This is a genomic window from Vibrio sp. OPT18 (assembly GCF_015163615.1).
In the GTDB taxonomy this organism is placed as follows: Bacteria; Pseudomonadota; Gammaproteobacteria; order Enterobacterales; family Vibrionaceae; genus Vibrio; species Vibrio coralliirubri.
Genome location: NZ_JADDYK010000088.1, coordinates 34,035 through 44,373 on the forward strand (window position 1 = coordinate 34,035; position 10,339 = coordinate 44,373).

At 47.5% G+C, this 10,339-nt stretch carries 8 protein-coding genes; 3 read left to right on the plus strand and 5 right to left on the minus strand.

Features of this window, described 5'->3' with window-relative positions; genetic code table 11:
• Positions 1–585: cyclic nucleotide-binding domain-containing protein (locus IQQ51_RS27575; RefSeq protein WP_228013180.1), on the minus strand; the 585-nt coding region annotated here is incomplete at its 3' end.
• Between the two features lie 232 nt (positions 586–817).
• Between IQQ51_RS27575 and IQQ51_RS22650 the strand changes: the two genes are divergently transcribed.
• Together IQQ51_RS22650 and IQQ51_RS22655 are read left to right on the plus strand one after the other, a co-directional pair.
• Complete coding sequence (locus IQQ51_RS22650; protein ID WP_193842196.1) at positions 818–2,014, plus strand: 3-phenylpropionate MFS transporter; 1,197 nt, start codon at positions 818–820, stop codon at positions 2,012–2,014.
• 118 nt (positions 2,015–2,132) lie between these two features.
• Complete coding sequence (locus tag IQQ51_RS22655; protein WP_193842197.1) at positions 2,133–5,564, plus strand: PAS domain-containing hybrid sensor histidine kinase/response regulator; 3,432 nt, start codon at positions 2,133–2,135, stop codon at positions 5,562–5,564.
• 83 nt (positions 5,565–5,647) lie between these two features.
• Here the strand turns inward: IQQ51_RS22655 and IQQ51_RS22660 are convergent, their stop codons facing one another.
• The 4 genes from IQQ51_RS22660 to IQQ51_RS22675 all read right to left on the minus strand — a co-directional run bounded on the left by IQQ51_RS22660 (position 5,648) and on the right by IQQ51_RS22675 (position 9,613).
• A complete protein-coding gene (locus tag IQQ51_RS22660; protein WP_048612388.1) occupies positions 5,648–7,033 on the minus strand; it encodes a class II fumarate hydratase in 1,386 nt (461 codons plus the stop codon).
• A gap of 12 nt (positions 7,034–7,045) precedes the next feature.
• Entirely contained in the window at positions 7,046–7,432 is a 387-nt protein-coding gene (locus tag IQQ51_RS22665; RefSeq protein WP_193842198.1) for a hypothetical protein, read from the minus strand.
• A 200-nt stretch (positions 7,433–7,632) separates the two neighbouring features.
• The gene (locus IQQ51_RS22670; protein WP_017062715.1) at positions 7,633–9,336 is read right to left on the minus strand and encodes a sodium:solute symporter family protein; all 1,704 of its coding nucleotides are present in this window, start codon (positions 9,334–9,336) and stop codon (positions 7,633–7,635) included.
• Positions 9,337–9,346: 10 nt separating this feature from the next.
• The gene (locus IQQ51_RS22675; RefSeq protein ID WP_010435433.1) at positions 9,347–9,613 is read right to left on the minus strand and encodes a DUF4212 domain-containing protein; all 267 of its coding nucleotides are present in this window, start codon (positions 9,611–9,613) and stop codon (positions 9,347–9,349) included.
• Between the two features lie 413 nt (positions 9,614–10,026).
• On the opposite strand from IQQ51_RS22675, the gene IQQ51_RS27580 reads away from it, so the two are divergent.
• Positions 10,027–10,339: cation:proton antiporter (locus IQQ51_RS27580; protein ID WP_228013162.1), on the plus strand; the 313-nt coding region annotated here is incomplete at its 3' end.

Consider the following 10,339-nt stretch of genomic DNA (forward strand, 5'->3'; position numbering starts at 1 on the left):
TCCAAAAGCTTTTGGATCATCATGTTCTAAATGAACTAAGGCCGAGTCTAACCCTTGTTCTTTAAGGTTTTGAGTGACTTGGTTGATCGGTTGGTTTGGTTCAAGTATCAGTGGTGGGTGATAGATAGAGTCATCCACTTTGGTCAATATGAACTCGGCAAGGTTCTGTTGCTGCTGGGCCGCTTCTATCAAAGCTTTTCGTGTTGATAGGTTGCTATCAAAGTAGGCAGCGAATTGGCCATTGGCGTGGTAAAGCTCAAGAAAAATATCGGTGGGCAGCAGATAACTTAATGTATCTTCGAGTGCGATATATTGGTGTTTGGTGTGAGGTTCAAACTGGCTGCGGACATCAAAAATATCGTCATTGGCATAGTGTGCGTAAATCTCGCCATCACTGCTCGCGCGCTCTTCAACAGCCCCTTTGATCAAAATGTGCAGGTGTCGACTCGGCCTTTCAGCTTCCAGTATCACTTCTTGAGAGCGGTAATACACCACGTCTAATGAAGAGCGAAGCTTCAACTGTTCGGCGTCGGACAGGCTATCGAAGGGTGGGTGCTGCATATTAAATTTGTCAGGCATAAGCATCACAAGAAGAAATGGGAGTCTTTAATCAGTCTGACAAAATACCAGCGAAGCTCCAGACGACTTTAGTCTAAATGCGAGTATGGGTATTAATGAGCGTGAAATCTCTTATTGAAATGCGATATTCAGACCCATTGAATATGGGAATACTATCCCAGTAATAATTCCCTTTTTCATCGTATGCGAGATAGGCATAATTGGTGCTGCCTTTTTCCGCACACTTTATAGGTCATTTATGTTTAGCCCTTCACCCTATGGCTGGATCTCTCAGTATTTTCTTGGTTTCTTTTTTGCGTATGGCGTGTATTTGCCATTTTGGGCGTTGTGGTTTGAAGACCAAGGCGTGTCTGCTGGTGATATTGGCGTATTGATTGGTATCGGCTTTGCGACTCGTTGTGTGGCTAACCTAGTGATTACGCCGCGTATCCATAAAGTGGAACACTTGATGCCAGCGCTACGCTGTTTGAGTTTCGCTGCGCTGCTGTTTGTCGGCTTCCACTTCTTCACCGGCGGCAGTTTTATACTGATGTTGTTGGCAACGGTACTGTTTAACCTCTGTTGTGGGCCGATCATTCCTCTTTCTGATGCGATGGCTAACCATTACAGTCGTTTGAAAATGCTCGACTACGGCCGAACTCGCCTTTGGGGTTCAATTGCCTTTATCGCAGGCTCAACGGTGGTTGGCTATTTGGTGGCACAATTTGGCACCGACATGATTTTGTATACTGCACTTGCGGGCGTGTTGTTGTCATTGATTCTGGCGATGAGAAACCCTAACGTGATGCCAGTAACGCAATCTGAGCAACAAGCGGCGCGACCAAAACTAGGTGAACTGCTGCGTGAGTCGTCAGTGGTAAAATTTTTAGCCTTGATGGCGTTGCTGCAAGGTAGCCATGCGGCTTACTACAGTTTTAGTGCGATTTATTGGAAAGAAGCGGGTCACTCAGAAGCGATCATCGGTTACTTGTGGAGCTTAGGTGTTGTTGCTGAAGTGGCCGTATTTGCTCTGAGTAAGCGATTATTCTCTGGTTGGTCACTGCGTACTTTGTTTGTCGTCGCGGCTATTGGGGTGATGGCGCGTTGGGGTATTACCGCATCAACGACAGCGATTTTCGCACTGGTTATGGTGCAACTACTGCACGGCGTGACCTTTGCGATGGCACACATCGCCGCGATTCAATACATCCAATCTGAAGAACAAAACAAGATGGTTGCGCTACAAGCCCTGTATAACGCTATTCCGTTAGGTGCCTTTATTGCACTGATGACCACCTTAAGTGGTTGGGGTTATGAGCTTTGGGGCGCAAATATCTTCTGGGGTATGGCTGCAATGGGTGCACTCGCTCTGTTCATTAAGTTGGATGAAAGAAGTTCAGTGGTTGAGGTTAATCAATCAGATTCGGAACAGTCAGAATTTCACAGCAAATGCTGATAATTAGAGTCTAAAGCACAGAATTTAAGCGATGCGATTGAGTTAATCACCCATCCTTAGTTAAATGAAACCTCTCCCTTATGGAGAGGTTTTTTTATGGATGAAAAAAGGGTTTTCAATGCAAGGATGGATAGTAATTCCAGTCTCTTTAGCCTATTTGGGCGTGTTATTTCTGATCGCTTGGTATGGAGACAGGCAGGTTCGTTGGCTATCGCGTTGGCGCCCGTGGATCTATAGCCTTTCGATTGCCGTGTATTGTACCTCTTGGACCTTCTATGGAACGGTCGGGCAGGCGAGCAATAACCCTTGGTCCTTTTTACCCATTTATCTCGCCCCGATTCTGGTCTTTACACTAGGCTGGCGGATCTTGGCGCGGCTGATCCTGATTGCGAAGCGGGAGCACATCACCTCCATTGCCGACTTTATCGCGGCTCGTTACGGAAAGTCTCAGGGCTTAGCGGTGGCGGTGACGGTTATCGCCGTGGTCGGTATCCTTCCTTATATCGCTCTGCAACTGCGTGGTATTACCATGGGGTTGGATATTGTTGCACCCAACCTAGCGGCTGACTTTGGTTATCAGGACTATCACGTCTCTTGGTTCGTGGTCGGTGCTTTGGCTATTTTTACCATGTTGTTTGGTACAAGACACATTGATAACACAGAGCATCACCGTGGCATGATGATGGCGGTGGCATTTGAATCCATTGTTAAGCTCGCGGCATTCTTGATTGTTGGCTTGTTCATCATGTATCTGGCGATGAGCAGCGACAAAATCGACCTGCTTGATGTGGCAGCTTCCACCTACGAATCACCCAATATTCCGACCTTAATTATTCATACCGTTTTGACCATGTTGGCGATTGTCTGTTTGCCACGCCAGTTCCATACCATGGTGGTAGAGAACGAGCGTCCTCAAGATCTGCATACCGCTCGCTGGTTGTTTCCGCTTTACCTGATTTTGATGGGACTGTTCGTACTGCCAATTGCTTGGGCAGGGCAAGGGCTACTTACAGGCATGCCTGCCGATACCTACGTGATCAGCGTTCCAATGGCAGAAGGGGCGAATCACATTGCCTTGCTGGCTTTCCTTGGTGGTACGTCCGCGGCAAGTGGCATGGTGATAGTGTCGACCATCGCCTTGGCGATCATGGTGTCGAACGATTTAGTGATGCCACTGTTGCTGCGCCGTATGCGCCTAACCCAAAGGACCCATCGACATTTTTCTGGCCTGCTATTGGTGATTCGCCGCGGGTTAATTTTACTGCTGTTACTGGGTGCTTGGCTGTTTTATCAGGCGCTCGATACCATCCATTCACTGTCAGCGATTGGCTTTCTTTCCTTTGCTGCGATTGCTCAATTCGCTCCCGCACTTATCGGTGGTTTGTACTGGCGCCCGGGTAACCGCAAGGGCGTGTATGTCGGCTTAATGGTGGGCTCGTTGATTTGGCTGATTACCCTAATGAGCCAAACCAGCATGTTGGCGGGCGATAGTGAAAGTAACCTTTTACTTTGGATTATTACGCCGCCAGAGTTACTCAGCAGTTGGGATATCAGCAGCTCGAACTGGGGCATTGTGCTGAGTATTGTGCTCAATACCTTGTGCTATGCCGTGGTTTCGATGACGACCAGACCAAGCCTAAGTGAGCGCTTACAATCAGCGGCATTTGTTGGCACACCACTGCCTGAGAACGAGAATATCAGCCTCTACCAGAACCGTGTGACAGTCGCTGAATTAGAGATGTTGGCGTCGCGTTTTGTGGGCCGTAAGCGTGCCAAAAGTGCCTTACACAGCTATTGGCAACAACACGGGCAGCCGCTGCTTCCTAATCAACAAGCGCCTGCAAGTCTGATTCGACACGCAGAACGAGTGCTCGCCGGAGTATTCGGTGCTTCGTCTGCTAAGTTAGTACTTACTTCCGCTTTGCAGGGCAGAAACATGCAGCTTGAAGAAGTTGCAACGATCGTTGATGAAGCTTCTGAGCTGTACGACTTCAGCCGAGGTTTGCTACAAGGCGCGATTGAACATATTGGCCAAGGCATCGCAGTAATAGACAAACAAATGAGGCTGGTGGCATGGAATCAACGTTACTTAGAGCTGTTTGAATTTCCTGCGGGTTTGATTCAGGTTGGGCGACCCATTTCCGATGTGATTCGCCACAATGCAGAGCAAGGTTTGTGTGGCCCGGGTGACCCAGAAGATCACGTTCGTCGCCGTGTTTATCACCTTGAGCAAGGTACTCGACACACCTCTTCTCGTATTCGTCCTGATGGTCGAGTTATTGAGGTGCAAGGTAACCCAATGCCAAGTGGTGGCTTTGTGATGAGTTTTACCGACATCACGGTATTCCGACAAGCAGAGCAAGCGCTAAAAGATGCCAATGAAAGCTTGGAATCAAGAGTGCATGAGCGAACTCAAGAGCTCGAAAAACTCAATCATCGCTTGGTAAAAGCCACGCAGATTTCGGATCAAGAATCACAATCCAAGAGTCGTTTTCTAGCCGCGGTAAGCCACGATTTGATGCAGCCGCTCAACGCCGCACGCTTGTTTGCTTCGTCACTGTCTGAGGTAGCAAAAGAACAAGAGGTGAAGCAACTGTCATCTCACATCGAGAGTGCGCTTGGCGCCGCAGAAGATTTAATTGGCGACTTGCTGGATATCTCTCGATTGGAGTCCGGAAAGCTAGAAACCAACATTCACGCGATTGCCGTGCATGACGTATTAACCAACTTAAATGCGGAATTTAGTGCCTTAGCGAGACAACAGAAAATTGAGTTTAAGATGACTCCATCGTCATTGTTCATTCACTCAGACCCTAAGCTGTTAAGGCGTGTGATTCAGAACTTTTTGACCAATGCGTTCCGCTATAACCCTGAAGGGAAAGTGGTACTGGGTGCGAGGAGAGTGAATGGACAGGTTCGAATCGATGTGTGGGATAACGGAACCGGTATCGATGAAGACAAGCAACAAGAGATCTTTGAAGAGTTTACTCGTGGCAGCCAAGTGCGAGCCGATCAAGGATTGGGATTAGGGCTGGCTATCTCGAAAGGTATTGCTCATGTGCTTGGCCATCAAATTTCGATGCGTTCATGGCCGGGGCAAGGCAGTGTCTTTTCCATCACCTTGGCTAGAGCGGGAAAAGTGGCTCCAGTTGTGCAAGCTTCGACGCCAATGGCGACCAGCGACATCGAACATCTCAAGATATTGTGTGTCGACAATGAACGAGAAATCTTAGTCGGCATGGAAAATCTGATTGGACGTTGGGGCTGTGAGGTTAAGACGGCGGTTGATCTGGTCGAAAGCTTGCAGTGCCTTGATGAGGGTTGGCTGCCAGATGTCATTTTCTCTGATTACCGTCTGGATAATGGCAGAACGGGTCTCGAAGTCTTACAGCAGTGTCGCTTGCGCCTTGGAGATTCTTTTGAAGGTGTCATCATCAGTGCCGATAGAACCGATGACATGTTGGCAGCGATAAAGGCCAACAGCTTTAGCTTTATTGCCAAGCCAGTGAAACCGTTAAAACTCAGAGCGGTATTGAATCGCGTGAGCTAGTTTAATTAACTCTTAGATATTAAAAAGGCCTCAGCTGAGGCCTTTTTCGATCTGTTCGCTCGGTTATGGATGACCGATTTACTTTAACCCGCGATACCGCCTTGAGTGAGTGTAGTTGGATCAAGCAGTTTGCTGAGCTCTTCTCGGCTAAGATCTGTTTCTCTTTCTGCCACATCCAGAATTGGTAAGCCTTCTTTGTAAGCTTTCTTGGCAATATCAGCCGCCTTCAAGTAGCCAATCACAGGGTTAAGTGCGGTCACTAGGATTGGGTTCTTTGACAAGGCTAAATCGAGGTTATCTTGGCGCACAGTGAAGGTCGCGATGGCTTTGTCTGCTAAAGCGACTGAGCTGTTTGCCAACAACTCAATGCTTTCTAGAACGTTATGAGCAATCACTGGCAGCATCACATTGAGTTGGAAGTTACCTGATTGTCCAGCTACGGTAATGGTGGTGTCGTTGCCAATGACTTGCGCCGCCGCCATAGCTGCAGCTTCTGGAATCACAGGGTTTACCTTGCCAGGCATGATAGACGAGCCCGGTTGCAAAGCCTGTAATTCAATTTCCCCTAAGCCAGCCAACGGCCCAGAGTTCATCCAACGAAGATCGTTTGAGATCTTCATGATCGCAACTGCTGCTGTTTTGAGTTGGCCGGAAAGCGCAACGATCGCGTCTTGACTGCTGAGGTTAAAAAAGAAGTTTTCACTGGAGCTAAAACTGATCTTTGTCGATTGAGACAGGTTACTCGCAAACTTATCGGCAAAGCGTGGGTCAGCATTGATCCCTGTTCCAACCGCAGTGCCACCTTGTGCTAAAGCCTTGATAGCGGGCAGGGTGCTCTCTATTGCTTGCTTAGCGTGTTCTATCTGAAATTTCCAACCACCTAACTCTTGAGCAAAGGTCATTGGCATCGCATCCATTAGATGAGTGCGCCCGGTCTTCACGACCTCCGCAAGCTCCTGTTGCTTGATAGTGAGTGCTTCCGCAAGGTGAGTTAATGCAGGTAACAGCTTATTTTCAGCCATCAAAGCGACGCTCACTTGAATTGCGGTTGGCACCACATCGTTACTGCTTTGGCCCATATTGACGTGATCATTGGGGTTCACGTCGCCTTGCAAGCTTCTTGAGGCAAGCGTAGCAATCACTTCGTTGGCATTCATGTTGGAGCTGGTACCAGAACCGGTTTGGTAGACATCGATCGGGAATTGATCGAGATGTTTGCCCTCAATGATCTCTTGGCTGGCTTCGGCTATCGCGTTGGCAATATCACCCTCCAGTAGACCTAACTGAGCATTGGTATCTGCCGCTGCCTGTTTAATTAACGCCAGTGCTTGAATAAAACTGGTCGGCATCTTGTGTGAGCTAAAAGCAAAGTTATCCGCTGCACGCTGAGTTTGTGCTTGGTATAGCGCATCGGCAGGGACTTTCACTTCGCCCATGCTGTCTTTTTCAATCCGAAACTGTAGGGTCATGTTCTATCCTTGTTAGCCAAGTGGGGCTTGGACTTGTTGTAGTGTTTGGCTGAGATTCAAAAAACGCGCTTTGCCTTGAGGTTGCTGGCAGTAGTGGCGCTTCAAATAAAATAGTGGTGAGTGAATAGAGTCTAGACAGATATGACGAAAGGCGAAACTGCGCTCAGGAGACTCAATCGCTTCAATCAAATGAAAGAAAACTTGGCGTAGATACAGCTCGCACAACAAGATGTTTTCTTGAGCGGCATGCTTTTCATAGTAAGCCGAAAGCGTCAGTGCACATTCGATATACTCTCGAATTACAAACGGCTCATGGCCTTGAACTTGTTCTAATGAAGCAAAGCGATCCTGTGCTTTGTAAAACCTCGAATAGAGAACCTGCTGCTCTTTCATCATCATCTGCATCTCTTTATTGGATGTTAATGATAATTATTATCAAATGAGATTTTAAAAACAACCCTTTGTTTCTCTTTTTATAAAGTGAGCAGAAAAAGAAAAAGCCGATACACGAAGTATCGGCTTTCTGGAGTCAGTACCTAATCCCTACAATGTAAGCACTGATTCATTTTTTGCTAAACATCTTTGTTTAGTGGTCGTGCTTAGTGGTCGTGAGCTTCACCTGCACCTTTCGGGTAGCGGATGTTCTCAACCATATCTTGTACATCTTGTGGTACTTCAGCAGTTACTTTGTTTACAGCAATCGATACTACGAAGTTTAGACACATACCTAGCGTACCGATGCCTTCTGGGCTGATACCAAACCACCAGTTTTCAGGTGTGCTTGCTGCTGGGTTAATGAACTTGAAGTAGATGATGTAGCTTGCTGTGAAGGCAATACCTGACAACATACCTGCAATTGCGCCTTCCTTGTTCATCTTCTTGTAGAAGATACCTAGGATAATCGCTGGGAAGAAGGATGCTGCGGCTAAGCCGAAGGCAAACGCTACTACCTGTGCTACAAAGCCTGGTGGGTTAATACCTAAGTAACCGGCACCGACAATCGCGACCATGGCTGCCAGACGAGCGGCTAACAGCTCCTGCTTGTCGGTCATGTTTGGTCTGAAGCCTTTCTTCAACAAGTCATGTGAAATCGACGTTGAGATTACCAATAGTAGACCCGCGGCTGTTGATAGTGCGGCTGCTAGGCCACCGGCTGCAAGCAGTGCTACAACCCAGTTTGGTAGTTTCGCTAGCTCTGGAGAAGCCAGTACGATGATGTCACGGTTAATCTTCATCTCGTTGCGCTCATCGCCCGAGTAGAACATTTTGCCATCGCCGTTCTTATCTTCCCAACCTACTAGGCCAGTGCTTTCCCAGTTTTTGTACCAGCTTGGTGCGTCTGCTGCTGCGACACCTTGCATGTCAGGGCCGTTGATTGTTTCGATCATGTTTACACGAGCGAATGCTGCAACGCCTGGTGCTGTTGTGTATAGCAATGAGATGAACAGTAGTGCCCAACCCGCTGAGATACGAGCATCACGTACTTTTGGTACCGTGAAGAAACGAATGATTACGTGTGGAAGACCCGCAGTACCGACCATTAGAGCCGCACAGATGAAGAATACATCTACCATGCTCTTGTTACCTTCGGTATAGGCGGTAAATCCGAGTTCTTCGGTCAGTCCATCCAGTTTATCAAGAAGGTAAACATCTGTACCTGATAGCGTAGAGCCCATACCAACTTGTGGAAGTGGGTTACCTGTCATCATGATTGAGGTAAAGATTGCTGGAACAAGGAAGGCGAAAATGAGGACACAGAATTGAGCTACCTGCGTATAAGTGATGCCTTTCATGCCACCCAGTACTGCGTAGAAGAACACAATACCCATACCAATGATGATGCCTAGGTTAATATCAACTTCTAGGAAACGAGAGAATACAACGCCCACACCACGCATCTGGCCTGCAACGTACGTAAACGATACGAAGATTGCACAGAATACCGCTACCATACGTGCCGTTTTCGAGTAGTAACGCTCACCGATGAAATCAGGAACCGTAAACTGGCCGAACTTACGTAGGTAAGGTGCTAAACATAGCGCAAGTAGTACATAACCACCTGTCCAACCCATTAGGTAAACCGCACCGTCATAACCAACGAATGAGATGATACCTGCCATTGAGATGAATGATGCTGCCGACATCCAGTCAGCGGCGGTCGCCATGCCGTTTGCCACTGGGTGTACACCACCGCCAGCAACGTAGAATTCACTAGTAGACCCTGCACGAGCCCAGATTGCGATGCCGATATATACCGCGAAAGTAATACCGACGAGAATAAACGTCCAAGTTTGAATATCCATGTTCTAGCCTCTAGTCTTCCTGTACGTTGTATTTTTTGTCGAGCGCATTCATGCGGACAACGTAAATAAATATCAGCGCCACGAAGGTGTATATCGAACCTTGCTGAGCGAACCAAAATCCTAGCTTGAACCCGCCAAACTGAACGGTATTGAGGGCATCCACAAATAAGATGCCAGCGCCGTAAGACACTGCAAACCAAACCGCGAGCAGTGTTCCCATAATTCCCAAGTTTTCCTTCCAGTAGGCTTGAGCATGTTCCGTAGATTCGAACGCCATTGCCTTCTCCTTTATTCCGTTTTCGTAGAAACCGTTTTTGTAAATGGCCGTGTTAACGTAATGTTACGATTTAGAATGTAGCAAGGATAAGTAAAGGGATCTGTGCAACTTTAGTCGGGACACTATTAGCGCTAATTCACTGAAATATGGGCGTTGGAAGGCATAACCATAGAAAAATGTGATGTTACAATGTTGTTAAATTAGCCTAAGGTCTAACAAAAGCGCATGAATTAGTATGCGAGTCATAAAATTTAACAACTAAATGACCGAGAAACGGTATTTAGTCCTGCATATGACACGAAGCGAAACATAAGTTTGTTATAGTATCAGCGGCACTTTTACCGACCGCGCCTTGCTTAACGGCAGAAGATCAACATGCTTAAAGCTCGGGTTTTATTCTTTGGGGGGACGAATTGGACGCAATAACTATTAACCACTTATTTTTAACTGGTGCGGTGCTCATCGCTATCAGTGTGCTTTTTTCGCAAGTGTCCTCTCGCTTGGGCGTTCCTATTCTTTTGATCTTCCTTTTCGTTGGTATGTTAGCCGGTGAAGATGGACCCGGTGGCATCAATTTCGATGACTACTCACTCACTTACTTGGTGAGTAACCTTGCGCTTGCTGTGATCTTGCTTGATGGCGGTATGCGAACCAAGGTTGCGAGTTTCAAGGTCGCTTTTTGGCCTTCGCTCTCGCTCGCTACCATAGGCGTGGCGTGTACCGCGA